Origin of the sequence: Undibacterium umbellatum, from assembly GCF_014284125.1 — a bacterium.
GTDB classification, from domain to species: Bacteria; Pseudomonadota; Gammaproteobacteria; order Burkholderiales; family Burkholderiaceae_D; genus Undibacterium; species Undibacterium umbellatum.
Genome location: NZ_JACOFX010000002.1, coordinates 425489 through 451161, shown reverse-complemented (window position 1 = coordinate 451161; position 25673 = coordinate 425489). Strand labels below are relative to the sequence as shown.

The following is a 25673-nucleotide window of genomic DNA, read 5'->3' as shown; positions in this document are numbered from 1 at the left end:
ATGGCCGTCTAGGGCGTGTTGACCTACTAGCTGTTAATAGCTGTTAACTAAGGGGGCTGATGCCAGAAATCATCCTGACTCTGAAGTCTGGATTTTGCTGTCTGCCATTCTGTGGCCCAGCTCAGGCTCGCCCCGAAAATCGCCATGATAGCCCCAAATATGCCGAATTAGATGTCAGTTCGCTTATTTTTCCTGACTTCCAACAGCGAATTTGTAGCAGAACAGAAGGGTGATACAATGCCGCCCCATGTCCGCCCACCGCATTTCCCTGTCGTGTTTTCGCCACCTGGTGCGCGCAGTACTGCTCATGTATGTACTGACGCTGGGTGTCGCCAAGGCATCTTCCGCGGTAAAATCCGGTGAACAGGGCATGAATTTGATTTGTACCAGCACCGGCTATAAGGTCATCAAAGCTGACGGAGATGGTGTCAAAGAGACTGGCAAGAGCATGATGCATTTGCTGGATTGCCCCATGTGCCTGGCTGCCAGTTTACCTGCCGACTTCCCGCAAACTACTGTTTTTGCAGCACCACACGCCCTGTCCTACGCTACGCGTTCCATCCCAGCGGCACGCCTGGCGTCTATTGTAGCTGCCCCACTCCCCGCACGCGGGCCTCCTTCCATCTAAAAAACCGATTTTATTTAAGCTTGCCATGCCTGTGACATATCTGTGTCCAGTGCTATCAGGCATGCATCGCGCATTTGCATGCGCTCCAATTTTTTAGATTATCTTTATGTCGAATTCTTTACGCTCAGTGCGTTTGCGCGCACTGGTGGCTGCCATGGCAGCCGCCTTCCCATTTCTACCTGCTTACGTGCAGGCCAGCGAAACCATAGAAAACACCAGCACTGCCGAGCATGTCATCATCAATGGCAACCGACCGTCCTCCCTGCCCAAGGAAATACCGACCACTATCGAGGGCATCAACGCCAGGACCATGGAGCAGACCATCAATGCCATTGATGCAGAAGATGCCCTGAAATACCTGCCTAGCCTGCTGGTTCGCAAGCGCTATGTCGGCGACTACAACCATGCAGTGCTGGCGACGCGCGCATCTGGCACAGGCAACAGCGCACGCTCCATGGTGTATGCCGATGGCATCTTGCTGTCTAACCTGTTGGGTAATGGAGCTAGCTTCACGCCGCGTTGGGGCCTGGTGACACCAGAAGAAATCGACAGGGTGGATGTATTGTATGGCCCTTTTTCAGCTGCCTATGCGGGCAATTCCGTCGGTGCTGTGGTCGATTATGTGACACGCATGCCCAGGCAGTTTGAAGCACATGCCAAGCTGGTAGGCTTTGGCGAAAACTTCCAGCAATATGGCACAGACAAAAGCTATAGCGGCAAGCAACTCAGCGCTAGCCTGGGCAACAAACAAGGTGCGTTCTCATGGTGGTTGAATGTGAACCAGCTCGATAGCGATGGCCACCCTATTGCCTTTGCCAACAAACTGGCCTCAGCAGGTGTCAGTAGCAATGCGGGCAAAGCTGTGACGGGTGCGATTGCCGACAAAAATCCACAAGGTCTGGACTGGTGGATACTGGGTGCCACTGGCCAATACCGTACCACGCAAGATCACGCGAAAATCAAGCTGGCCTATGACATCAGCCCGACCTTGCGCGCCAGTTACACCTTGGGTTATTGGCGCAACAACATGAATAGTGGAGTCGAAAGCTATCTGCGCGATGCAGCGGGCAATGCGGTCTATAGCGGCGATATCAATATCGCAGGCAAAAAATATACCCTGGCCCCGACCGATATGGCTAACAGCAAAAACCAGCTCGAACATATCACCCACGGCCTTAACCTGAAAAGCAATACCAAGGGCGTATTTGACTGGGAAGTGGCGGCCAGTCTGTATGACTACAGCAAGGATATCGCCCGCTCCCCTACGGTTGCGATTCCGCAGGCAGATACCGGTGGCGCTGGCCGCATTACTGACGGTGCAGGCACGGGCTGGAACACTCTGGCTTTGAAAGGCATCTGGCGTCCAAATACTGAGCACACGGCAGAATTTGGTTATCAGCGCGAAGCCTATCAAATGCGCACCCAGGTATCCGATACCAATGACTGGATGAATGGCGGAGCACTCAAGCGCTTCTCAGCTTTCCAGGGTAATACCCAATTGCAAAGCCTGTATGCGCAGGATGCCTGGCGTATCAGCCCTGCATGGAAAGCCATCATCGGCGGCCGTTTTGAACAATGGCAAGCAGATCAGGGGGCGATTTCAAACGCCACCTCCACCCTGCCCTTTGCCACACGCGAGGAAAACTATTTCTCGCCAAAAGCAGCAATTGCCTACAAGGCCAATGAAGACTGGACGTTGAAAGCATCGGCCGGGCGTGCGGTGCGTATGCCTACAGTGTCAGAACTGTATCAAGGCAGCATTTCCACTACGGCCATCGTCAACAATGATCCCAACCTGAAGCCAGAAAAATCCTGGACCATGGAATGGACGGCTGAAAGGGTATTGAATGAAGGCAAGGGCTTTTTACGTACTACCCTGTTCCACGAGAGGACCAGAGACGCCCTGTATTCACAAGTAAATACCATGGTCACGCCGAATGTGACCAACATCCAGAATGTGGATGAAATCCATACAACAGGGCTGGAACTTGCCTATCAGGCCAGCGATGTCTACTCCCGAGGCCTGGATCTGGCGGCCAGCCTGACCTATGCCAACTCCGAAATTACCCGGAATGACAAGTTCCCCATCAGTGTAGGTAAATGGCAACCACGCGTACCCGCCTGGCGCGCCAATTTTGTCATTAGCTACCGAGCAGATGAAAAGCTGAGCACCACCCTGGGTCTGCGCTATAGCGGCAAGCAATACGGCTCACTCGACAATAGTGACAGCAATGCCTTTACTTACCAGGGTTTTTCCAGCTTTGTGGTGGCCGATGTACGTTTGCGCTATCAACTGGCCAGGCAATGGGCAGCCTCTATAGGGATAGACAATCTGAACAACAAAAAATACTGGGCCTTCCACCCCTACACGCAACGCACAGTAGTCGGTGAATTAAAGTTTGATTTTTAAACTCGCAAGAAATTGAAGGTGCGTTTCGGCAATCGGCGTCTAATTGCCTAAATGCGCCTTCGCATAAGTTTCCTTATCGATCTCAAGTATCTCGACACAAAGCTGCACATCCAGCCCCTGCGGCCAGACATGTGCAGCTTGAATGACGGCCAGTACGCGCTCTGACAATTCGCGTTTCACCTCAGTGCTGCGTCCTTTCAATATCGCCAGTTTGGCATGCAAAAAAGCGCGCTCAGCAGGCGCAGTACCGACGACTACATCATCAAAGCGGATCGCCCTGCTCTTGATATCGACCTCCTGAAAATGACGCGTTTCTACTAAGGACGTATTGATTTGCAAGAGTAATTCCTTGGCTTGCAGGGGGAGATTACTCGAATATTCCACGGTCAGATGAGGCATGTTTTTTCTTTCTTTTTCAACTATGTTTATAACTTGACCTGCATGAGCAGATAAGAATTTCTGATTCCGGTTTGCACAAAACCGCAAGAGGAATACATTCCTGCTGCCGGATTTTGTGGATGCACGGTTAATGAAACTTGCTTAACGCCCCGTTGACGCGCCGCATCCAGCGCCGCCAGCATCATGACTTTACCAAAACCCATGTGCTGATAAGCAGGCAAGAGCGCGATACCCAATTGCGGTGTGTGCTCATCAATATAGGCCAGGCCCATGCCATCCGGCAACAGACGCATCCAGCAAGCGCCTATGGGATTTTCTTCTCGCTCAATGTGTGCAATGACACCAAGATCACTGGCACGGCCCCAGTTTTCAGCATAGATGCGGATCGGTGGCAGTTGCAAAGTTTCCAGCGGGCGCAAACCTGCGGGTGGTGGATCCCACAAGGCGATATGCAAGAAATTCCAGAGCAAATCCTGATGCTGGGGAAGTAAGGGAGAAAAACGTAAACTCATTGCGCATTAAAAACATGTGATGGCTGTTGTCACATTCTAAGCAAATACTGGGACAAATGCATGGCACGGCTTTTTATGCGCGGGAAAGCAAAAAGAGAAACCTGAGCCACACCGCCGTTTCTGGGCAAGCTGGCCCAAAAACGTGTACGACTCAGGATAGAAGTGCAGGTATTATGATCTGGAGGCAACCACCACACTGGAACTACGTGCTTTCTTAAGTTCATCTTCCACATTGCAACCACCGACATTTTCAGAGTCGAATACTTTAGGCTCCCATTTACTCTCCATGATGGAGTCTTTTTTTGCTGTAATGTAGTAGCGAGTGCATGGCATCACATCCAGGACCAGAGTTTTCTGTGATGGTGCACGGGACTGGGAAGAGCTAAGCTGGACAGTGATGACATGTTTACCTGGCGCAACTTGAACTGGTCCTGTCAGATACGATGTCTGATCCACAGAGACTATGTGCACTGGATATTCATGGTTGGGTAAAGGCCGATCAGGATTGCCATTCAGGTAAGATAAAGGCGCCATTTGGCAAGCACCAAGTAAAGTCACACCAAGTGTGGAAAGTGCAGCGACTCTGAACAAAGACTTCATACTTTCTCCTGTATTTTAATTAATATGTTTCCTAAAAAGCTAATCAAGTGTACACCGTCTATATAAAATTGAATACCCACGAAAAGTATCGATTTGTATGTGGAACTCATGTCAGGTAGTCGCCGCTGCTGAATTTCTGATGCATAATCATTAGCCTATATTCAAGGAGCAAGCATGAGCATCACAATGATCATTTTTTTCAAGGCCCTGATCGTAGTCCCGATCACCTTGCTACCCATTCTGAACCCCATTGCCATCGCCCCTATCTTTTTATCCATGACCGGGCCGCTAGAACCACCTCTGGCCAACCGCCTGGCAAAACGTATCGCCTTGAATTGCTTTTTCCTGCTTATCGGTGCCATTTTCGTCGGTTCGTACGTGCTGGATTTTTTTGGCATTTCCCTGCCCATTGTCAGGGTTGCTGGCGGTGTCGTGGTCGCCATGGCGGGCTGGAAATTATTGAATGACCAGGGGCAGGACAATTTGCGCAATTCTGTTGCAGCCTCGCACGGTGGCACCTGGAGCAGGGAAGAACTGCGCAAGCGCAGCTTTTACCCATTCAGTTTCCCGCTGACTGTGGGGCCAGGCACCATTGCTGCCTCGGTCACCCTGGGCACGCAGATGCCACACAAACCCGTAGACTGGATCATTACCGGAGTTGCTTCTTTGTTAGGCGTCTTGTTGACCAGCCTGGTGATTTATCTCTGCTATCGCTTTGCCCGCAATATGGAAAGAATGCTGGGCGATGTCGGCGCCATCGTGCTGCTGCGCCTGTCCGCCTTTATTTTGTTATGCATAGGTATAGAAATTGGCTGGGCTGGTGTTTCCGATTTGCTGGGAGATTTGAAACTCCGCTAAAACCACTCATTTACCCGGCGCATGGCAGGCACAAGCTTCGCCATGTGCTGCGGCCACCAGCTCATGCAAAATGCCGCATTCCTGCCCTTGATGCTGCTCATCACAACGGGCACGCAGTTGTGTTAATTGTTTCTCCAAAGCGCGCATGCTTTTCAGCCTGGCCTTGACACGGCTGATTTGCTGGTCAATCAAGTGGTTAATATCACCGCAGTCTTCCAATGGGCTGGAAATAAAGGTGACCAGCCGTTTGATATCGGCCAAAGGAATATCCAAAGCGCGGCAATGGCGTATGAAAGACAGTCGCTCCAAATGGGCCGGGGTATAGCAGCGATAGCCGTTCTCCTGACGTGCCGGCTCCGGCAGCAAGCCCTGTTTTTCATAAAACCGTATCGTTTCTATCTCAACGCCAGTTGCGTTAGCCAGTTCACTGATGCGCATGCTTACTCCGTTTAAAATGGGCGATGATACTGGTTTCATCCAGCTTACTTGCTACAACTTACTTGCTACTTATTTGCAAATTAGCTGCTGCTGAATTGCAGCTGAAATTATTCTTGACCCTGTAGTGACTCCACAGTTTACACTCATTGTAAACTATCGCTGAGAGATGCAAATGTCTGAAAAAAATACCTGTTGCAGCCATCAAGATCATGAAAAAACTCCCGTCAAAGCAAGTGCTATGGCACCAGTGTTGCCGGCAAATACCAGCAAACTAAGGCTGAAAATCGAGCAAATGGATTGCCCCACAGAAGAAGCCCTGATACGCAAGGCCCTGACTTCTCTGCCTGGTGTGCTGGAGCTGGAATTTGACTTGATCAACCGGGTATTGACTGTACACCATGAAGCAGCTGAGCTTGTCGCCATCCAGCAGCGCCTGGCAGGTACAGGCATGCAAGGCATCGTTCTCAATGGCGAACAACCCGCAATAATACAAGGTGCAGGCTCACCCGCACATACCTGGCTGGATTACTGGCCAGTTGCCCTGGGCGGTGTAGCGGCCATCGCAGCAGAAATGCTGGGCTGGTATAGCGGCGACGAAAACTCCCTCATCATTGCCTTGCTGGCCTTGTGCACCATCTTCAGTTGCGGCATCCCCACCCTGAAAAAAGGCTGGATAGCCTTGCGTCACTTTAGCCTGAATATCCATTTATTAATGACGGCAGCGGTCCTGGGTGCAACCGCCATAGGACAATGGCCAGAAGCTGCCATGGTGATCTGGTTATTCGCCATCGCCGAACTGATAGAAGCCGCCAGCCTGAGCCGCGCCCGCAATATTATCCAGGGCTTGCATTCGCAAGCGCCAGAAACCAGTTTGCTGCAACAGCAAGATGGTAGCTGGCTCAGTGTGGCAACTGATACCGTCGCGCTGGGGCAAAGCATACAAATACGCCCTGGTGACAGAGTGCCTCTCGATGGCACCATAGAAACTGGACAGTCCAGTATCGATGAAGCTGCCATCACAGGCGAAAGCATGCCAGTTGAAAAAAAACTGGGTGATCTGGTATATGCAGGCAGCCTGAATCAGAGCGGCTTGCTGCAAATCAAGGTCACAGCCGTCCAGGCATCCACCATGCTGGCCAGGATTGCACAATCGGTGCAAGAGGCGCAGGGCCAACGCGCCCCCACCCAGCGCTTTGTCGACCGCTTTGCAGCAATTTATACGCCAGTGGTATTTGTCATTGCCTTGCTGGTCGCGGTAGTGCCGCCATTGCTGCTGCAACATGGCTGGCATGACAGCTTGTACCGCGCCCTGGTTTTACTAGTCATTGCCTGTCCCTGCGCTCTGGTGATTTCTACCCCGGTCACCGTGGTCAGTGGCCTGGCACTGGCTGCCAGACGTGGCATTGTCATCAAAGGTGGTGTGTACCTGGAGCAGGCAAGGCATTTAAAAACCATCGCTTTTGATAAAACCGGCACCCTGACTGCTGGCAAGCCGCAACTTACCGAAACGATCAGCCTGAGCGCGCAAACTGCTGAAGACATACTGACCCTGGCCGCCAGCCTGGACGCCCATTCCAGCCATCCGCTGGCAACTGCCATGTTGAAAGCCTGCAAGAGCCCAATGCTGGCAGCTTCGGATATCAAACTGTTCGAAGAGGGGCGTGGTCGTGGTGTCAGCGGACAGATCAATGGAAGCACCTATCATCTGGGCAACCAGGCCATGTGGCAAGCCTTGCAAACTAAAGAGGCAATCAACACACCATCTGCTGCCTTGGAGCAAGAACTAAGCAGACTGGAAGCATCAGCAAATACCGTGCTGTTTCTTTGTCAGGGAAATCAATTGCTGGGCTTGCTGGCGCTGGCAGATCAAATACGCGAACATAGCCGTGCCGCGCTGGCAGAGTTGCAAGCCATGGGCATAAAAACTGTCATGTTGACAGGGGACAATGCAAAAACAGCAGCCGCCATTGCCACCCAGGCTGGCATCAGCGAGTTCCAGAGCCAGATGCTGCCCACGGAAAAACTGGCCGCCATACACAAATATGGCGAAAATGGTTTGACTGCCATGTGTGGCGATGGCATCAATGATGCCCCTGCCCTGGCGCGTGCCGACATAGGCTTTGCCATGGCTGCAGGTAGCGATACGGCGCTGGAAACGGCAGATGTCGCCTTCATGCAGGACGATTTGCGCAAACTGCCAGAAATGATCCGTATCTCACAACGAACCGCAAGCATTCTGACGCAAAATATCAGCTTTGCCTTGCTAGTCAAGTTTGTGTTTTTTGGATTGGCACTGACAGGGCATGCCAGCCTGTGGATGGCTGTATTTGCTGATGCCGGCACCAGTGTACTCGTGGTATTGAATGGCTTGCGCTTGCTGAATAGCAAAAAAATAGCCTGAAGACGATTTTGGGCAAAATGCGGGAATGATGAAAATCATTCCCGGCAGCTCATTTACTCTGCATTGGAGATGGGTTCATTCAGCATCAGCGCATGCTCGACGATTTCAGTCTCGTCACCGATGCGGCTATTCCAGGCACGCACGAAATAAGCCTTTTCTGTCTGGGTCGGAGCTTCATACCAAATCACCATCAATGTGCCTTTGTGGTCGTGAATCTTGGCCAACTTGGTGATGCATGCAGTATTACCATCAATATCGGCCAACCCCATTGCATATCCATAAACACGGCTCAGACGCTCTATGCGGTCTGGCTCGGTCTCGCTATTGGTGGCAGAAATTTTTGGGTGGTCCAGATACATGGTGCATCTCCGTCTTCTGATGGGTGTTTTTCATTCTAACCGATAGACCACGCTGTCGCTATCGGGATTTGGGGGCATTGCCCTGCTAGCCTGAAAAACTCAGGGTCTGTTGCGTTTTTCCCATTTACATTCTTGCCTGGCCAGCACCTTGGACTCAGGATCGACCGTTTCCAGATAAACATCAAAGCCCCATAATCTGGCTACATGCTTGAGCATTTCACCTGTTTGTGGATTCAGGGGGCGGCGCAAATACTGGGTATGGCGCAAAGTCAACGCCCTGTCCCCCTGCATATCTACCGACCACACCTGTATATTCGGTTCCCGGTTGCCGAGATTGTATTGCCCTGCCAATTGTTCACGCAAGTAACGATAGCCATGCTCATCATGGATGGCCGAAATTAGCAACTTGTCTTTGCTGTCATCATCCAGTATGGAAAAGAAATGAAAGTCACGCATCAGTTTCGGTGATAAATACTGCGCAATAAAGCTCTCATCCTTGAAATTGCGCATGGCAAATTGCAAGGTTTTTTGCCAGTCAGCACCAGCAAAGTCAGGGAACCATTCGCGGTCTTCTGGCGTCGGGTCTTCACAAATGCGGCGGATATCCCGCATCATGGCAAAGCCCAGGGCATAGGGATTGATACCATTGAAATAACGGCTACCCACAGGTGGCTGATACACCACATTGGTATGGCTTTGCAAAAATTCCATCATAAAACCATCGCCAACCACACCTTCTTCATATAGCTGTTGCAGTATGGTGTAATGCCAGAAAGTGGCCCAGCCTTCATTCATGACCTGGGTCTGGCGTTGCGGATAAAAATACTGAGATACCTTGCGTATGATGCGGACGATCTCACGTTGCCAAGGTTCCAGCAACGGTGAATATTTTTCTATGAAGTACAGGAGGTTTTCTTGTGGTTCGGAAGGAAAGCGTTGCTTGGCCAGACTCTCAGGCGCTTCATTACGGCGCGGTATGGTGCGCCACAAGTCATTGACTTGCGACTGTATATATTTTTCCCTGTCTTCCTGCCGCTCCCTTTCTTCTGCCAGGGAAATGCGGGCGGGACGTTTATATCTGTCCACGCCATAATTTTGCAGGGCATGGCAAGAATCGATGATCAACTCTACTGCCTCCATGCCATAACGCTGTTCGCAATCGGCAACATAATTTTTGGCAAACAACATGTAATCAATGATGGCGTCGGCATCAGTCCAGGTACGGAACAGGTAATTGCCCTTGAAAAAGGAATTATGTCCGTAGGCTGCATGCGCGATCACCAGCGCCTGCATGGTCAGGCTGTTTTCTTCCATGAGATAAGAAATACAGGGGTTGGAATTAATGACTATCTCATAGGCCAGCCCCATTTGCCCACGCTTGTAACTTTTTTCTGTGGACAGGAAATGCTTGCCGAAAGACCAGTGGTTATAAGACACTGGCATGCCGACTGAAGCATAGGCATCCATCATTTGTTCAGCAGTAATGATCTCCAACTGATTTGGATAAGTGTCGAGACCGAATTGTTCGGCCACCCGTCGTATTTCTTCATGCGCTTGCTCGATGAGTTCAAAAGTCCATTCTGATTGTTCGGGCAAGGCGCGTGCATGTTTTTTTCTGGTGCTGACATGGTCGTTTTCCATGGAGGACCTCATTTTGGCTGCTTCTTGAACAGTTCCCGAAAAACCGGATAAATATCTGCCGGTGTTTCTATTTTTTGCATCGCAAAGTGGGCTTGGTGCTCGGCGACTTTTTCATATTCCAGCCACAGGTTTTGCGGCTGACCATCAGTTATTTCTACATAGGCATAATATTGCACCAGCGGCATGATGCTGTTGATGAGCAATTGCTTGCAAGTGGTAGAATCATTGTCCCAGTTATCGCCATCCGATGCCTGCGCCACATACACATTCCAATCGGATGCTGCGTAGCGCTCACGAACAATCTGTGCAAGCAGATTCAGGGCAGAGGAAACGATGGTGCCGCCCGATTCACGCGAATGGAAAAAAGCCTCTTCATCAACTTCCAGTGCCGTCGTATGATGGCGGATGAAGACGACTTCTATCTTTTCATAGGCCCGCGTCAAAAACAGGTATAACAAGATAAAGAAACGTTTCGCAGTATCTTTCTTTTGTTCATCCATAGAACCGGACACATCGAGCAGACAGAACATCACGCACTGACTGGCAGGCTTGGGGACTTTGACACGATTGCTATAACGCAGATCAAAAGGGTCAAGAAAAGGAATCGCCAGCAAACGGGTACGCAGATGATGTATTTCCTGCTTCAGTGCGACGAAGTGCGGGTCTTTGGGATCCACGCCGACTTCCAGCAAGACTGTCATTTCTGATTCTGCATCTTTCAATCTACGCGCAGACTTACCGCCGACCGCTATCCGCCTGCCCATGGCCCCCCGCAGAGAACGCAGTACATGCAGGCTCGATGCAGTACCCGAGGTTTTGTACCCGGCACGCTGGCTCTTGAAATCTGTCGTCGAGGTCAATTGCGTCTTGACCATATTCGGCAATTCCAGGTCTTCGAAGAAGTAATTCATGAATTCTTCACGCGACAACTGGAATACGAAATCGTCTTCACTGGGGTCTTCGCTATTGCCGCCCTGCCCTTTACCCGAGCCACCACCACCGCCCTTGGGTCGCGCAACCTGATCACCGCGCTGGTATTGTTCATTACCTGGCTGCACACCTTCCCAGACTCCGCCATGGGCATGACCAAAAGTCGGTTCGCTGACATCCTTGACAGGTATGGATATGCGCTCGCCGCTTTCTATATCGGTAATCGAACGCCCCTTTACCGCTCTGGCAACAGCTTCTTTGATCTGCCCCTTATAGCGACGCAAAAAGCGTTCGCGATTCGGGGCAGATTTATTTTTACCCTGGACACGCCGGTCAATCAGATGAACCAAAATGCTCTCCCGTTTGCCCTGAAAATACCTGCACCACTCTGCTACCCACGCATCAGTTATGAAGATTTCCTGACACGCAGATACCATTCACATAGCAGGCGTACCTGTTTGGCCGTGTATCCTTTGGCAACCATGCGTTCAACAAATTCCTGATGCTTGTTAGAGTCGTCTGCACTGGCCTTGGCATTGAAGGAAATGACAGGCAATAACTCTTCCGTATTCGAGAACATTTTTTTCTCGATGACCGTACGCAGTTTTTCATAACTTGTCCAGGCTGGATTCTTGCCTGCATTCTGCGCCCTTGCCCTCAGTACGAAATTGACGATCTCGTTACGGAAGTCTTTAGGGTTGGAAATACCTGCTGGTTTTTCTATTTTCTCCAGCTCATTATTCAGGGCATCGCGATCAAAACTTTCACCTGTGTCCGGGTCACGGAATTCCTGATCCTGTATCCAAAAATCGGCAAAAGTCACATAGCGATCGAAGATATTCTGACCATATTCTGAATAACTCTCCAGATAGGCCGTCTGAATTTCCTTGCCTATGAATTCGGCATAGCGTTGCGCCATGTATTCCTTAATGAAGGAAACATATTTTTGCTCAATTTCTGGAGCAAATTGCTCACGCTCTATCTGCTGCTCCAGCACGTACAACAAATGCACGGGATTGGCAGCCACTTCAGTATTATCGAAGTTAAATACCTTGGACAAAATCTTGAAGGCAAAGCGGGTAGACAGGCCATTCATGCCCTCGTCGACACCAGCATAGTCAGCATATTCCTGGCGAGATTTTGCCTTGGGATCGGTATCCTTGAGGTTTTCGCCGTCATACACCTGCATCTTGCTGAAGATGCTGGAATTTTCTGGTTCTTTCAGGCGCGACAGCACAGCAAATTGCGCCATCATTTTCAAGGTGCCAGGGGCACATGGTGCAGCTGCCAGTGAAGAAGTACGCACCAGTTTTTCGTAGATTTTTATTTCATCGTTGACGCGCAGGCAATACGGTACTTTGACGATATAAATACGGTCAAGGAAGGCTTCGTTGTTTTTATTGTTTTTAAAGGTTTTCCATTCAGACTCATTAGAGTGAGCCAGGATGATGCCTTCAAAAGGTATCGCACCAAAACCTTCAGTACCCTTGAAATTACCTTCCTGTGTGGCTGTCAATAAGGGGTGCAAGACCTTGATGGGGGCCTTGAACATTTCGACGAATTCCATCAGCCCCTGATTTGCCAGGCACAAGCCACCTGAGTAGCTGTAGGCGTCAGGATCATCCTGCGCATATTCTTCGAGCTTGCGGATATCAACCTTACCCACCAGTGAGGAAATATCCTGATTATTCTCGTCACCTGGTTCAGTTTTTGAAACCGCAACCTGTTTTAAGACTGAGGGATAACGCCGCACGACGCGGAACTGGTTGATGTCACCATTAAATTCATGCAGGCGCTTGACGGCCCAGGGGCTGGGTATGTTTTTAAGATAACGACGCGGGATACCGAAATCTTCTTCCAGTAAAACGCCGTCCTCATCTTCGTTGAACAAACCCAGAGGCGATTCATTGATTGGTGAACCCTTGATGCAATAAAAAGGGATTTTTTCCATCAAAAATTTTAACCTTTCGGCGATGGAAGATTTACCACCACCGACAGGGCCTAGCAAATACAGGATTTGTTTGCGTTCTTCCAGACCTTGCGCTGCATGGCGGAAGTAGGAAACGACCTGCTCTATCACTTCTTCCATGCCATAAAACTCACGGAAAGCGGGATAGATCTTGATGACCTTATTTGAAAAAATACGTGATAGCCGCGAGTCATGCCGGGTATCAACCAGCTCTGGCTCACCGATGGCTGCCAGCATGCGTTCAGATGCACTGGCATAGACGAGACGGTCTCTTTTACAAAGATCAAGGTATTCCTGCATGGAATACTCTTCTTCGCGAGTCCGTTCATACCGTGCGGTGTAGTTGTCAAAGATATTCATCCCGACCTCCATGGATAAGCAGAAAACATGCAAATACCGAACCGGTCTGACGACAATTAAAAACCAATTCAAATCAACTCAAATTAATTGCCAGCCAGCACACTACAACTTTAGTGTAGTTGAAATTATCAAAACGTGCAGACGAAATTGTTACTCTGTGCAAAATGTTGGAAATAAGCAAAAACAAAATCAGGAAAACAAATTAAGTGAGAAGAATCAAGCCAGGCCCAACGCCACATAAATAAACAATCTACACTATCCAACGCGATCGCGTGGAAGACGTTGACAGGGATTGTTAATTACTGTGATGCGAATTCCCGCAAGTGCACAATTTTTCCTGCACATAGCATCTATGCATGGGCAGGAAATGTGGGGGAAAATACTCAGGCAAGCTTGAACTGGTAGGAAGCTTGAGCTTCTTTGGCAGGCATTTCAGTGAGTAATAATTCCAGTGCTGAAACTTCCAGCGGCCTGTAATAATAATATCCCTGAAAATAATCGCAGCCTATCTCTTTGAGGAAGCTTTCTTGCGCCTCGTTTTCAACACCTTCGGCAACAGTGTGACAAGACAAGATGTTAGCCAGTGAGATAATGGCCTTGATGATCATTTCGCTCTTTTTGTTGTAACCTATCTGTGCCACAAAAGAGCGATCGATTTTGACGCTCTGCGCCGGAAAGTGGCTGAGCTTGGACAGGGATGAATATCCAGTACCAAAATCGTCAATCGCAATATTGAAGCCACGCGCCTTGAGTTCATCCAGATGATGTATGGTCAGGGCCTCATTGGCGATCAAGCCAGTCTCTGTAATTTCAAATTCTATATACGATGCCGCAACATCATAACGATTGCAGCAATTTTCTATGAGTTGCAACAAGTCATTACGGGCGATATCTGTAGCTGACAAATTCAAGGCAATGACAGGACAATCGGCAAAACGGTTCAACCAGTCACGGACCTGAAAGCACACCTGCGTCATGACGTAGTTACTGATCAGGCGTATCAAACCAGCACGTTCTGCAATCGGAATAAATTCTGCCGGCGCAACACTGCCCAGGCTCGGTGACTCCCAGCGCAACAAGGCTTCCAGGCCAGCAATCTTGCCCTCCCTGTCAACCTTGGGCTGATACACCAGACGGAACTCATTTTGCTTGAGACCATTGACGATGCCAACTTCAATTTCTACGCTGCGGCGTATTTGCAAGGCATCTTCTTCATCAAATAAGGTCACGCTTTGATCGCTGGAGCGGCGTGCTGTATCCAGCGCCACTTCGCTACGGCGTATCAGATCATCTGCTTCCTGATCTTCTGGCCTGACCAGCGCAATGCCGGCAGAGAACTGTATCAACAGATTTTCACCATTGATTTCCAATTCCTTGGGTAAATTGTTCCTGACTTTTTCCACCAGCTTGATAATTTCACCTGGCGTGCGGGAATTCTCGACAACAAAAGAAAAGACGATGCTGCGCAAGCGGGCACAGAAACAATTCTTGGGCAAAGCGTGCGACAATTCTTCGGCAAAACGGCGCAACAAAATATCGCCGGTATGCGCACCAAATTGTTGATTCGCATGACGTATGCTATTGAGTCGGAAAGACACCAAAGCAGTGACTTTAGTCTCGTCACTATTGGCAAGTACCGCTTGCAAATGACTGCGCAACATGTCGCGGTTGGGTAAATTGGTCAGTGCATCATGGCGGCTCAGATAATCTTCACGCTGCAAGCTCAGTTGCAAGGCATGATGTATGGAATGCAGGCCAGAAACATCGCGCAAGGCGACAATGTAGTGATCAGTAGAGGTCTGTGAAATATTTTCCAGTGCAACCAGTTTGCCATCACGCGTTCGATAAGCCGACATGCGCATGTTTTCCGATTCCTCAGCGTTCGGACTTTTCATGCGCACACTATTATCCAGCGACAACCAGCCAAACAAGGCACGGTCGTCGTCGTCATCCGCCTCGCGCCCCAGCAAGCTATTGGCTAACTGATTCGCCTGCAAAATCTGCCCGCTGGCGTCGGTCAACAACAAGGCTGTTCCCGCGTTCTGGAAAACCTCTTCGTACTGCGCATGGCTGACTTCCAGTGCTGCACTGGCCTGGCGGTAACGTAGTGCTGAAACGTCCAGCTCATGCAAGACCCGAAAAACAGCCAGGGGCACACAGGCATTGAAGAACAGGAATAGCAGGGATTGTATATAAGTATTGCTGGCTGGCAGAGTGATATCAAATCCGGGTATGTTCAGCAACGGCCGGTTCAGCAAAAGCAAGAGAAAAGGCAGGACATTGAAAGCCATCAGCCCCAGGGCCAACCGGGTGCCAAAGAACAAGCGGGCAATAATTGGCGTGGTATAGATAAAGATATAGCCAAACTTGGCAATCTCGTAGTGATTGATCAGGCAAACGATGGCAAATGCAGACGCGTACACCGTACCGATGAGTATGGCGGCGCCAGCACGTAAATGACGGGATGAATAGTACAAACCCAATGCCAGCACAACATAGAAAAAGCCGACCACCCACAGCACCTGATAAGCACCAACTGCGATTGCGTCCAGAGAACTGTGAATCGCTACTGCCGCCTCCAGCACAAAGCCAGACATCAAAATGATACGTAGTGCACTTAATTTCCATGCAGCGTGCTCAGCAGGCGTTAATGCACTTTCATTAAAAAAAAGCCAGCGAAACATGTCATGTAATCAAAAAAAGAAACCAGAAGCTGTTGCCAAAAAACGGTCGAATACATGAACAATTATGCAACTATATTAAGCAGAAGCAATGAATTCACTATCAGGTATTTCTTGCCAATTTTACATCAACAGATTACCGTGAACCTGTAAAAAAATGTTTCCAAAAGGATTATGCATTCTCTCATAGATTTAGTTTAATTCTGCACATATTGTCACAATTAGCCGCATAAAAAATGAAAACTAATTTTCTTTAGGCAAATTGATTAGATATTTATATTTCATATTGCTGAAATTTTGGGTATGACAAACCTGTGCGCATTTACCTGCAGAAACATTGCTTACCAATGCCGTGTAAATGAGAAAACAAAAGCTTACTCTTGAGAAAGAGTAAGCTTTTGTTCTTGCCTAAGACTCAAGCCGCATCATGCGCAGGATGGGATTGACGGTGATATAAAAATTCCAATACTTCAGTACGGTAGGCTGCATATTTTGGATTTTGCGCCAGTGCCACCCGGTCGCGCGGCCTTTCCAGATCCACGTCCAAAATTTCACCTATGGTTGCCGCAGGACCATTGGTCAACATGACGATTCGGTCAGAAAGCAAGACTGCCTCATCCACATCATGCGTGACCATGACCACGGTTGATTGAGTCTTTGCGACAATCTTCAGCAATTCATCTTGCAAGTGCGCACGCGTCAGCGCATCGAGAGCGCCGAATGGTTCATCCATCAATAAAACTTTTGGCTCTATCGCCAGTGCGCGGGCGATGCCCACACGTTGCTTCATGCCTCCAGAAATTTCATTCGGACGTTTTTTTTCTGCATGCGTCAAACCTACTAGTGACAATGCTTGCATGGTACGCTTTTGCAGTTTCGTGCCATTCTCCGTCGCGCCAAACACGCGTTCCACTGCCAGGAAGACATTTTCATAACAGGTCAGCCAGGGCAATAAAGAATGGTTCTGGAACACCACGCCACGTTCTGGTGATGGACCAGAAATTTCCCTGTTGGCACACAACAAGGTTCCAGAACTGGCCGTCGTCAAGCCAGCAAGCAAATTCAACAGCGTCGATTTACCGCAACCAGAATGACCTATCAAGGTAATGAACTCGCCCTTTTTGACATTCAAATTGATATCGCGCAGCGCATGAAAACTACCCTTCTTGGTATTGAAGATCATTTCAACCTGATTGATCTGCAGGTACTTGTTGTCGCTTTCATTCATGATCATGTCCCCACATCTTCGTAAGTAAAGGCGCGTGCTATTGCCACCAGTATTTGTTCCAGTATCAGCCCCACCAGGCCAATGACGACAATGGCAATAATGATGTGCGGAACGTTCAGATTATTCCATTCATCCCACACCCAGAAACCTATACCCACACCACCCGTCAGCATTTCAGCAGCGACAATGACCAACCATGCCGTACCTATCGCCAGCCGGACACCCGTCAACATATACGGCAACACTGAAGGTAGTAAGATGCGGGTAATGATTTTCCATTCAGACAAATTCAACACACGGGCGACATTCATATAATCTTGCGGCACCCGCTGTACACCGATCGCTGTATTGATGATCATGGGCCAGATTGAGCATATAAAAATAGACCAGATCGCCGCAGGGTGGGCAGACTTGAATACCAGCAAACCGATAGGCAGCCATGCCAGCGGTGAAACTGGTTTTAGGAGACTGATGATGGGATTAAACATGCCAGATAAAAACTTGAAACGGCCTATCAAAAAGCCCAGCGGTATACCCACTGCCGCAGCCAGGCCAAAGCCGACTGCCACGCGCTTCAGAGAGGCATAAATATTCCAGCCTATGCCCTGGTCATTTGGTCCCTTTTGGTAAAAGGGATCAGAAAATACCTTGATGGCTTCCTGTAAAGTCACCCATGGTGAAGGGAAAGTCGCATTCTTTAGCGCAATGATTTCCCATATCAGTATCAGCATACCTATGCCAAACAAAGGCGGCAACACACTCAGAAAAAAAGGCCGGAAAGAGCGTGGTTTTTTTTCGGCTTTGGGTTTGATTGCCTTTATCACTTTTACTTCCGTCCCTGTTGCTGTTGCACTGGCGGTATCGTCTTTTGCAGATATTGCTCCATGTACCAAGGTATTCATCACGACTCCTTATGCCTTGATTTTGAAAGAAGCTGCATAGGCAGCCGGATTCTTGCCATCCCAGACCGTACCGTCCATGAACTTGCTGCTGCGCATGGGATCTTTTGGTACCGATACTTTGGCCATGGTCGCTGCATCCTTGTAAACGTCGATACGGTTGACTGCTTTTGCCACCGCAAGATAATCCGGATCGGCCTTCAGCAGACCCCAGCGTCTGTGCTGGGTCAGGAACCACATGCCGTCCGACAGATAAGGGAAATTCACAGCACCATCGTTAAAGAACTTCATGTAGTTCGGATCGTCCCAGGTCTTGCCCAGGCCATTTTGATAGCGTCCCAAAATACGCTGATTGATGACATCGACAGAGGTATTCACATAGGATTTATCCGCAATGGTTTCTGCCATCTTGCTCTTGTTGGACAAGGACGCATCTATCCAGCGGCTGGCATCGAGTATCGCTGCCACAACTGCGCGTGCAGTATTTGGATACTTCTGCACGAATTCCGAAGTGGTACCCAATACTTTTTCAGGATGGTCTTTCCAGATATCTTGTGTCGTCGCTGCAGTAATGCCTATGCCATCAGCGATCGCCCTGTGATTCCAGGGTTCACCCACGCAATAGCCATCCATATTCCCGACCCGCATATTCGCCACCATTTGTGGTGGCGGCACAGTAATAACCTTGGCGTCTTTCATGGGATTAATGCCATGTGCAGCCAGCCAATAATAAAGCCACATGGCATGAGTGCCTGTGGGGAAAGTCTGCGCAAAAGTATATTCACGTTTATCGGTTTGCATGAGCTTGGCCAAGCCTGCGCCATCAACCGCACCTTTGTCGGCCAGTTTTTTAGACAGGGTAATGGCCTGGCCGTTATTATTCAGCGTCATTAACACAGCCATGTCTTTTTTATTCCCGCCTACACCCAGTTGCACACCATAGATCAGGCCATACAGCACATGGGCGGCATCCAGTTCACCATTGACCAGCTTGTCACGCACACTGGCCCATGAAGATTCTTTGCTGGGGATAATCTTGATACCGTATTTTTTATCAAAGCCGAGTACCGATGCCATCACCACGGATGCGCAATCAGTAAGCGGAATAAAGCCGATATGTACTTCTTCTTTTTCTGGTTTATCTGAACCTGCTGCCCATACTCCACCAGTACTCAAGCCCATGATGCCTGCCCCACTTGCCAGTGCAGCAGTTTGCAAGAAACTGCGACGTTTGAAATTCGGTTCATTTTCTTCCTGCGTCTTGCTGAGATTGATAGAAGTTTCCTGATTCGACATGTCTGCACTCCAGCGTAAGTGGTATCCATAATGAAAAAAGGTATCGTCCCACAACGGTAAAACCGTATGGAAAGACACCTTTGTCTGATGAGGTGACCGCCGTTAGTCAGACTCACTTTGTTCGTTAGCACCAGCTTTGGCACTGCTTTTGGTTTAGCAATTGCCGTGCCAACTAAATCAACTAGATTTGTATCCCTTGGCCAGCCCCGAGGAACAAAGTTCCTCGAAATCTCGCACCCAAATGACGCAATGCACCATTAACACGCACAAGTCTGGCTCAGCCGCCCAGCAAATCAGCCACATCAAGCATGCGCTGCGCCAGATCAACCAGCTTGAGGTTTTTTTCCATGGCTTGCTTGCGCATTTTTTGATATGCCTCGTTCTCCGACAAATGATGACGCTCCATCAACAAACCCTTGGCGCGCTCTATCGTCTTGCGCTCTTGCAGCTTGGCCTTGGTATCAGATAATTCGCTGCGCAGCTTTTGATCGGCATTGAAGCGTGCCATCGCAACATCCAGCACAGGCTTGATACGTTCCGACTGCAAGCCAGCAACCACATAGGCAGAAACCCCGGCTTCCATGGCGGCCGCCATATTGGTTTGGCTACCGTCTTCAGTAAACAAGACGATGGGGCGTGGGGCATCGCGGGTCAGCATGACCATGTGTTCGAGTACATCCCGCGAATCTGACTCTGCATCGATGATGATCATGTCGGGCTGCAACTGGGCGATGCGCTCACTCATATACATGTCACCGGGAATGACGGCGATGATGTTATAACCCGCTTGCAACAAGCCTATACGCAAGGCGCGCGAACGCGCCAATTGCGCCTGAGCGTCCTCATGCAATTCATCCTCGCTCTGGATAACAGTATTCACTACCACGATCCGCAGACTGGGCGAAGTTGATGTTGTCGCGTTGTCATTATTTGCTTTGCTGCGCATTGATGGCCCATGCCAGATATAATTACGTTATACGAGTCTTAGCAAGAATCGCTCCAATCTTCGGTCCTGGCATGTAAAGAAACCACGTATTGCGTTCTTGCCCGCAGGTGCAATGACTTACCCCTCTATTTAGAAACAAACATGATAGTTCTCGGCGTTGAATCCTCCTGTGACGAAACCGGTCTTGCCCTGTACGACACAGAGCGTGGCCTGCTTGCCCATGCCCTTCACTCACAAATCGCCATGCATCAGGAATATGGCGGCGTCGTGCCAGAACTGGCCTCACGCGATCACATACGCCGCGCTCTGCCCTTGCTCACCGAAGTCCTGAGCAAGGCAAACCTCAATAAGCAAGCCATTGATGCGATTGCCTATACTCAGGGGCCAGGCCTGGCGGGTGCACTCCTGGTCGGTGCTTCAGTGGCATGTGGTCTGGGAATGGCGCTGGATAAACCCGTGCTGGGCGTCCACCATCTGGAAGGTCATCTGCTGTCCCCCTTATTGGCCAGCCAGCCACCTGAATTCCCTTTCATCGCCCTGCTGGTATCCGGCGGACATACCCAATTGATGCGTGTTGATGGCGTTGGTCGCTATCAACTGCTGGGCGAAACCCTGGACGATGCTGCCGGTGAAGCTTTTGACAAATCAGCCAAATTGCTGGGCCTGTCTTACCCTGGCGGCCCGGCGATTTCACGCATGGCAGAATTTGGTGATCCGGCAGCCTACCAATTCCCGCGCCCCATGCTGCATTCAAAAGACTTGAACTTCAGCTTCTCTGGCTTGAAGACAGCGGTACTGACGGTCGTCAAAAATCACCCCGCGAATATCTGTGAGCAGGATAAAGCCAATATTGCGCGTGGCTTTGTCGATGCCATCGTCGCCGTGCTGACGGCCAAGTGCACGACTGCAATGAAGGAAAGTGGCCTGAAGCGTCTGGTCATTGCTGGCGGAGTCGGCGCGAACCTGCAATTGCGTGTGTCTTTGAATGCAGCGGCAGCGAAGAAGCGTTTCCTGGTGTACTACCCTGAGCTGGAATTTTGTACCGACAATGGCGCGATGATTGCCTTTGCGGGTGCCATGCGTTTAAAAAACAATCCCGATCTCGCAACGCGGGATTATGGTTTCAATGTCAGGCCGCGCTGGCCGCTTCAGGAGTTGGTCGCCGCCTGATCAGGACTCAGGCTGCCCGTCTATTTATAGATACCGCAGCCAACAATCACATTCTCGAATTTTTCCACATACATGGATTTAGGCTCGATCTGTTTGCTGACAGGGTTAACGAATTTATAATCCTGCCAGGCCTTGCCCTTGGCTTTCACTAATTCTATACGCTCGCGTATAAAGAATTTGCCATCGACATCAGTCAGATCTATCATCTCCTTGCCTACCATTTTGGGATTCAGGTGGGCGAGATTTTTGCCATTCATGTCATACACGACGACATACAAGTCGCGGTCCATATATTGACCATCGCGCTTATTGATTTCAGTGATGGTCGCGTCAATACCGTTTTTTTTCATGGCATCAAGGGCTTTTTGCACCATGGCTTTGGCTTCATTGGCACTACCATGATCTGCAGCCCAGCTTGAAAGGCTTAAGGAAGCCAGTAACAAAAAACTGGCTATCCACAGTTTGACAAATCGCTTCAAGATAAGCCCTCCCAATTATGATAAACAAATGTTATTTTTCATCATAATTTAGAGTTGCAAAATAATCTAGATTTATTTTTTCTTTTCGTCTTTTGCTGCAGCCTTTTTGCTGCCCAAACGGCTTTCCTTGCCTGCGATGAGGTTGGCTATGTTTTGGCTATGTCGGTACACCAATAAGCCACTCATGATAGCTACAGCCAGCATTTTTACATCCGGACCAAACAGCAAACCATAGTAAAAAGGCGCAAAAATCGATGCGATCAAAGCGGCAAGTGAAGAATAGCGAAAAGCAAATGCAACGATCATCCAGGTCGCCAGAGTCGCCACGCCCAGCCAGATATCGATACCGATCAGGACACCCGCAGCAGTCGCAACCCCTTTGCCACCGACAAATTTGAAAAACACGGGCCACAAATGGCCGATAAATACGGCCAGTGCAACAATGGCGACACCACTGTCGCCGAGTTGAAACTGGTCCTCAAACATCATCGCCAGCCATACCGCCAGCCAGCCTTTGAATGCATCACCCAGCAAGGTCAACACGGCTGCGGCCTTGTTCCCGCTGCGCAGCACATTGGTAGCACCGGGATTTTTTGAGCCATACGTACGCGGATCAGCCAATCCAAACAATTTGCTGACGACGACAGCAAATGACAAAGAACCGATCAGATAAGCTGCGACTGCAGCCAGAATTGTATTCATCTTATTCCTTCATTCATAAATGCCCGGCAAGTATACGCCAGGCGAGTACCAGAAATGACTAGCCGGACAAAATTCTTGGAACCGAGGCCAAGCGATATGCTATTCATCCAGCGCGCATTCCACAGCACGCGCCCGTAGCAGACTTTCCAGCAAACCTGGCGCAATGCCAATCAGGTAACCACGCTGACCACCATTGATATAAATTTTTGGCAGCGCCAGGATGCTGCTTTCCACATACACGGGCATGGTCTTCTTCGTGCCAAATGGTGAAGTACCACCAATCAGATAACCCGAATGCTTTTGCGCGACTTCTGGCTTGCAGGGTTCTACTGACTTGCAGCCAATCTGTCTGGCCAGGTTCTTGGTGGATACTTTTTTGTCGCCATGCATGAGCACGATCATGGGCTTGGCGGCTTCGTCCTGCATCACCAGGGTCTTGACCACATGATGCTCTTCCACACCCAACTCACGCGCCGACACTGAGGTGCCGCCATGTTCTTCATAGGCGTAGGGATGTTCAGTAAACTCTGCCTTGTGCTTGCGTAGCAATTGGGTAGCCTGCGTGACCGATACATGTTCTTTTTTAGCCAAATTACACTCTCAAAAACAGGATTTGCGAAAAAATACGACTGTAATGCCGCTGCAAATTATAGCCTTCGATGACGAACTTGCATAATTGGCGCATCAAGGCCCGAAAAAAAACCGACAAGCGAACTTGTCGGTTAAAGATTTGCTGCAAATTTACTTTAGTCTGTGGCCATTATTTTTTGGCTGCCGGAGAATTATCGCCAATATATTTGTCGATGAAATTCAGGACAGATTCACCCCATTTGATACGATTGCTTTCTTTTGCCCAGCCATGACCTTCACCAGCAAAGACCATCCATTCCACGGTATTGCCTTGCGCTTTCAATTTGTCACGCATTTTTTCACCGTGGATCAAAGGTACACGTATGTCTTCACTACCATAAGCCATCAGGACAGGTGCCTTGATCTTGCTGGCATTTTCTATCGCTGACACTTTCTGGAAATAGGCATCGTCTGTTTTAGGATCGCCATGCATTTTCGCCCCGAGATTATCCATGACGGGACCAGACATATCCGACCAGTTCACGGTAAACAACATCTTGACGTCCGTCACACCCACCCAATTGATACCGCATTTATACAGATCCGGGTCTTTTACCAGACCATACATAGTCGCGTATCCACCGTAACTGGCACCGATGATACAAACACGATTCTTATCTACGATGCCTTGCTTGACGAGGTTTTCAATACCATCAGTAATATCATCCTGCATGGCGAGGCCCCATTGCTTCCAGCCAGCCGTATGATGCTTCCAGCCAAAACCGGTAGACATACGGAACTGAGGTTGAAACACTGCATATCCACGAGAAGCCAGCATCTGAGTCATAGGGTCATAACCATACCCATCACGCGCATGCGGGCCACCATGGATATAAGCAACCAATGGCAAGTTCTTAGCTGGCATGCCCTCAGGCAGAGTCAGGTAAGCTGGTATGTTCAGACCATCCCTGGCTGCATAGTTAATGACTTTCTGGGCAGACAATTTCTTGCCTTCAAGCTCAGGCTTGGCAACATAGACCAGTTCAAGCGCTTTCTTTTCAGTGTCATAGAAATAGGCAGAACCCACATTATTGTCGCCACGAACATAAACTATGACGTTTTTGCCTCTCCAGTCAAAAACCACCTTTTGACCTGGAAAGCTTGCACGCAAGCTGGCATCCAGCTTGGCGTAGTCTTCATCAAAATAGATGCTTTCTGGCATCATTGCTTCAACGTTGACACCGACCAGCTTCTTGCGTTGCAAATCCAGCGCAAGATCAGCAACATCTGCATCCGGGTGATCTGCGACCATTTCACCCACCGTCTGTTTGGCAAAATCCCAAATGAAAACAGCAGATTTGTCACGACCATTGAAACGTCCCGCTACCAGCATGGTCTTGTTATCGAAATCAAATCCCAAAGGATTCATTTCCTTGCCTTCATCCAGATAAGCTTGATGTATCGTTTTCCAAGGGCTAGTGTCACCGTCACGGTAATATACAGTCTGCCTGATGCGCTTATTGTCTGGATCAACATTATTCGAGACCGCAACTCGGATGACATTATTATGATCAAGTAACCAACCGCCCACCTTGCCTGGGTTATCAAAAGTCAGGAGCTTGGTTTTCCCGGTTGTCGTATCCAGGCGCAACACATCCGAGGCTCCCAATGTGGCATCACGGCCACGCTGATTATTAACCACAATCAGGTCGTTACTGTTCTCATCGACACGACTCAATACTGAATAAGGCTTGTAAGCGATATTCCCGCCTCTTGCCTCTTTCATGGTAGGTACAAGTTTTCTAAATGAAGACCCATCTGAATTGACGGCAAACAAACCACCGCCGTCATTGTCTTCCATGACCACATCGCTACCACGGCTCAGGCTGAACACCAGACGTTGATTATTAACCCAACGGGGGTTGACTATGTCCCAATCCACATCGGCTGCCACCACTTTCGGTTGACGGGAGCTCAGAGGAATTACCGCCAATGCAAAACGCCCATTGCGAGGTACAAGGACTGCCATACTTTGGCCGTCAGGTGACAACACAGGGCGACCGCTGAATTGCGCCTTCTTAAAAAAATCCGTTATGGATATGGATTTATCTGCATAAGCAGGCAAACTCACTGCACCCGCCGCACATAGCATGCTGGCGAGAACAGCCTTGAAAATTTGTTTTTTCACGATTTTGTC

At 49.4% G+C, this 25673-nt stretch carries 22 protein-coding genes; 5 read left to right on the top strand and 17 right to left on the bottom strand.

Annotated features, from left to right (window positions below):
- The first annotated feature begins 247 nt into the window (after window positions 1-247).
- Both H8L47_RS06485 and H8L47_RS06480 read left to right on the top strand, forming a co-directional pair.
- Window positions 248-628 (top strand): DUF2946 family protein, encoded by a 381-nt coding sequence (locus H8L47_RS06485; RefSeq protein ID WP_186952478.1) that lies wholly within the window; start codon window positions 248-250, stop codon window positions 626-628.
- 106 nt (window positions 629-734) lie between these two features.
- A complete protein-coding gene (locus H8L47_RS06480) occupies window positions 735-3038 on the top strand; it encodes a TonB-dependent receptor (RefSeq protein ID WP_230413615.1) in 2304 nt (767 codons plus the stop codon).
- Window positions 3039-3077: 39 nt separating this feature from the next.
- Here the strand turns inward: H8L47_RS06480 and H8L47_RS06475 are convergent, their stop codons facing one another.
- From H8L47_RS06475 to H8L47_RS06465, 3 genes are all read right to left on the bottom strand, one after another.
- Window positions 3078-3437, bottom strand: coding sequence for a 5-carboxymethyl-2-hydroxymuconate Delta-isomerase (locus H8L47_RS06475; RefSeq protein ID WP_186952476.1), 360 nt, complete (start codon window positions 3435-3437; stop codon window positions 3078-3080).
- A gap of 26 nt (window positions 3438-3463) precedes the next feature.
- Window positions 3464-3949 (bottom strand): GNAT family N-acetyltransferase, encoded by a 486-nt coding sequence (locus tag H8L47_RS06470; protein ID WP_186952474.1) that lies wholly within the window; start codon window positions 3947-3949, stop codon window positions 3464-3466.
- A gap of 171 nt (window positions 3950-4120) precedes the next feature.
- Window positions 4121-4549, bottom strand: a complete 429-nt coding sequence (locus tag H8L47_RS06465; protein WP_186952472.1) for a hypothetical protein — start codon at window positions 4547-4549, stop codon at window positions 4121-4123.
- Window positions 4550-4723: 174 nt separating this feature from the next.
- Between H8L47_RS06465 and H8L47_RS06460 the strand changes: the two genes are divergently transcribed.
- The gene (locus H8L47_RS06460; RefSeq protein ID WP_230413614.1) at window positions 4724-5407 is read left to right on the top strand and encodes a MarC family protein; all 684 of its coding nucleotides are present in this window, start codon (window positions 4724-4726) and stop codon (window positions 5405-5407) included.
- Window positions 5408-5413: 6 nt separating this feature from the next.
- Here H8L47_RS06460 and cadR read toward each other — a convergent pair whose 3' ends face one another.
- A complete protein-coding gene (gene cadR / locus H8L47_RS06455) occupies window positions 5414-5845 on the bottom strand; it encodes a Cd(II)/Pb(II)-responsive transcriptional regulator (protein ID WP_186952470.1) in 432 nt (143 codons plus the stop codon).
- Between the two features lie 172 nt (window positions 5846-6017).
- Between cadR and H8L47_RS06450 the strand changes: the two genes are divergently transcribed.
- Window positions 6018-8246, top strand: coding sequence for a heavy metal translocating P-type ATPase (locus H8L47_RS06450; protein ID WP_186952468.1), 2229 nt, complete (start codon window positions 6018-6020; stop codon window positions 8244-8246).
- A gap of 53 nt (window positions 8247-8299) precedes the next feature.
- On the opposite strand, the gene H8L47_RS06445 is transcribed toward H8L47_RS06450, so the two are convergent.
- The 9 genes from H8L47_RS06445 to H8L47_RS06405 all read right to left on the bottom strand — a co-directional run bounded on the left by H8L47_RS06445 (window position 8300) and on the right by H8L47_RS06405 (window position 20555).
- Complete coding sequence (locus tag H8L47_RS06445; RefSeq protein WP_186952466.1) at window positions 8300-8605, bottom strand: hypothetical protein; 306 nt, start codon at window positions 8603-8605, stop codon at window positions 8300-8302.
- A 99-nt stretch (window positions 8606-8704) separates the two neighbouring features.
- The gene (locus H8L47_RS06440) at window positions 8705-10258 is read right to left on the bottom strand and encodes a SpoVR family protein (protein ID WP_370868671.1); all 1554 of its coding nucleotides are present in this window, start codon (window positions 10256-10258) and stop codon (window positions 8705-8707) included.
- Window positions 10255-11526 carry a YeaH/YhbH family protein gene (locus H8L47_RS06435; protein WP_186952464.1) on the bottom strand — a complete coding sequence of 424 codons (1272 nt, stop codon included), beginning with the start codon at window positions 11524-11526 and terminating at the stop codon, window positions 10255-10257. Before H8L47_RS06435 ends, H8L47_RS06440 begins: the two co-directional genes overlap by 4 nt.
- Before the next feature lie 56 nt (window positions 11527-11582).
- The gene (locus H8L47_RS06430; RefSeq protein ID WP_186952462.1) at window positions 11583-13505 is read right to left on the bottom strand and encodes a PrkA family serine protein kinase; all 1923 of its coding nucleotides are present in this window, start codon (window positions 13503-13505) and stop codon (window positions 11583-11585) included.
- A 383-nt stretch (window positions 13506-13888) separates the two neighbouring features.
- The gene (locus H8L47_RS06425) at window positions 13889-16189 is read right to left on the bottom strand and encodes a putative bifunctional diguanylate cyclase/phosphodiesterase (protein ID WP_186952460.1); all 2301 of its coding nucleotides are present in this window, start codon (window positions 16187-16189) and stop codon (window positions 13889-13891) included.
- Window positions 16190-16601: 412 nt separating this feature from the next.
- Window positions 16602-17414, bottom strand: coding sequence for an ABC transporter ATP-binding protein (locus H8L47_RS06420; protein ID WP_186952458.1), 813 nt, complete (start codon window positions 17412-17414; stop codon window positions 16602-16604).
- 2 nt (window positions 17415-17416) lie between these two features.
- On the bottom strand, window positions 17417-18316 hold the full coding sequence (ntrB, locus tag H8L47_RS06415) for a nitrate ABC transporter permease (RefSeq protein ID WP_186952456.1): 900 nt from the start codon (window positions 18314-18316) through the stop codon (window positions 17417-17419).
- 9 nt (window positions 18317-18325) lie between these two features.
- Window positions 18326-19495 (bottom strand): CmpA/NrtA family ABC transporter substrate-binding protein, encoded by a 1170-nt coding sequence (locus H8L47_RS06410; protein ID WP_370868672.1) that lies wholly within the window; start codon window positions 19493-19495, stop codon window positions 18326-18328.
- 391 nt (window positions 19496-19886) lie between these two features.
- Window positions 19887-20555: an ANTAR domain-containing response regulator gene (locus tag H8L47_RS06405; protein ID WP_186952452.1), complete on the bottom strand. Its 669-nt coding sequence runs from the start codon at window positions 20553-20555 to the stop codon at window positions 19887-19889.
- A 141-nt stretch (window positions 20556-20696) separates the two neighbouring features.
- On the opposite strand from H8L47_RS06405, the gene tsaD reads away from it, so the two are divergent.
- On the top strand, window positions 20697-21725 hold the full coding sequence (gene tsaD, locus H8L47_RS06400; protein WP_186952450.1) for a tRNA (adenosine(37)-N6)-threonylcarbamoyltransferase complex transferase subunit TsaD: 1029 nt from the start codon (window positions 20697-20699) through the stop codon (window positions 21723-21725).
- A 20-nt stretch (window positions 21726-21745) separates the two neighbouring features.
- Here tsaD and H8L47_RS06395 read toward each other — a convergent pair whose 3' ends face one another.
- The 4 genes from H8L47_RS06395 to H8L47_RS30215 form a co-directional block, all read right to left on the bottom strand.
- On the bottom strand, window positions 21746-22204 hold the full coding sequence (locus H8L47_RS06395) for a cache domain-containing protein (protein WP_186952447.1): 459 nt from the start codon (window positions 22202-22204) through the stop codon (window positions 21746-21748).
- 72 nt (window positions 22205-22276) lie between these two features.
- Entirely contained in the window at window positions 22277-22906 is a 630-nt protein-coding gene (gene plsY, locus H8L47_RS06390; protein WP_186952445.1) for a glycerol-3-phosphate 1-O-acyltransferase PlsY, read from the bottom strand.
- Between the two features lie 99 nt (window positions 22907-23005).
- Window positions 23006-23497 (bottom strand): Cys-tRNA(Pro) deacylase, encoded by a 492-nt coding sequence (gene ybaK, locus H8L47_RS06385; protein WP_186952443.1) that lies wholly within the window; start codon window positions 23495-23497, stop codon window positions 23006-23008.
- Window positions 23498-23666: 169 nt separating this feature from the next.
- Complete coding sequence (locus H8L47_RS30215) at window positions 23667-25664, bottom strand: S9 family peptidase (RefSeq protein ID WP_186952441.1); 1998 nt, start codon at window positions 25662-25664, stop codon at window positions 23667-23669.
- Window positions 25665-25673: the final 9 nt, after the last annotated feature.

Excerpts from the sequence above, each read along its gene's own strand:
- H8L47_RS06410 (WP_370868672.1), bottom strand. The coding sequence starts at position 19,495 with ATGGGCTTGAGTACTGGTGGAGTATGGGCAGCAGGTTCAGATAAACCA.
- H8L47_RS06440 (WP_370868671.1), bottom strand. The coding sequence starts at position 10,258 with ATGAGGTCCTCCATGGAAAACGACCATGTCAGCACCAGAAAAAAACAT.
- H8L47_RS06465 (WP_186952472.1), bottom strand. The coding sequence starts at position 4,549 with ATGAAGTCTTTGTTCAGAGTCGCTGCACTTTCCACACTTGGTGTGACT.
- H8L47_RS06445 (WP_186952466.1), bottom strand. The coding sequence starts at position 8,605 with ATGTATCTGGACCACCCAAAAATTTCTGCCACCAATAGCGAGACCGAG.
- tsaD (WP_186952450.1), top strand. The coding sequence starts at position 20,697 with ATGATAGTTCTCGGCGTTGAATCCTCCTGTGACGAAACCGGTCTTGCC.
- H8L47_RS06480 (WP_230413615.1), top strand. The coding sequence starts at position 735 with ATGTCGAATTCTTTACGCTCAGTGCGTTTGCGCGCACTGGTGGCTGCC.
- ntrB (WP_186952456.1), bottom strand. The coding sequence starts at position 18,316 with ATGAATACCTTGGTACATGGAGCAATATCTGCAAAAGACGATACCGCC.
- cadR (WP_186952470.1), bottom strand. The coding sequence starts at position 5,845 with ATGCGCATCAGTGAACTGGCTAACGCAACTGGCGTTGAGATAGAAACG.
- H8L47_RS06425 (WP_186952460.1), bottom strand. The coding sequence starts at position 16,189 with ATGTTTCGCTGGCTTTTTTTTAATGAAAGTGCATTAACGCCTGCTGAG.
- H8L47_RS06430 (WP_186952462.1), bottom strand. The coding sequence starts at position 13,505 with ATGAATATCTTTGACAACTACACCGCACGGTATGAACGGACTCGCGAA.
- H8L47_RS06475 (WP_186952476.1), bottom strand. The coding sequence starts at position 3,437 with ATGCCTCATCTGACCGTGGAATATTCGAGTAATCTCCCCCTGCAAGCC.
- H8L47_RS06450 (WP_186952468.1), top strand. The coding sequence starts at position 6,018 with ATGTCTGAAAAAAATACCTGTTGCAGCCATCAAGATCATGAAAAAACT.
- H8L47_RS06460 (WP_230413614.1), top strand. The coding sequence starts at position 4,724 with ATGAGCATCACAATGATCATTTTTTTCAAGGCCCTGATCGTAGTCCCG.
- plsY (WP_186952445.1), bottom strand. The coding sequence starts at position 22,906 with ATGAATACAATTCTGGCTGCAGTCGCAGCTTATCTGATCGGTTCTTTG.
- H8L47_RS06420 (WP_186952458.1), bottom strand. The coding sequence starts at position 17,414 with ATGAATGAAAGCGACAACAAGTACCTGCAGATCAATCAGGTTGAAATG.
- H8L47_RS06470 (WP_186952474.1), bottom strand. The coding sequence starts at position 3,949 with ATGAGTTTACGTTTTTCTCCCTTACTTCCCCAGCATCAGGATTTGCTC.
- H8L47_RS06405 (WP_186952452.1), bottom strand. The coding sequence starts at position 20,555 with ATGCGCAGCAAAGCAAATAATGACAACGCGACAACATCAACTTCGCCC.
- H8L47_RS06485 (WP_186952478.1), top strand. The coding sequence starts at position 248 with ATGTCCGCCCACCGCATTTCCCTGTCGTGTTTTCGCCACCTGGTGCGC.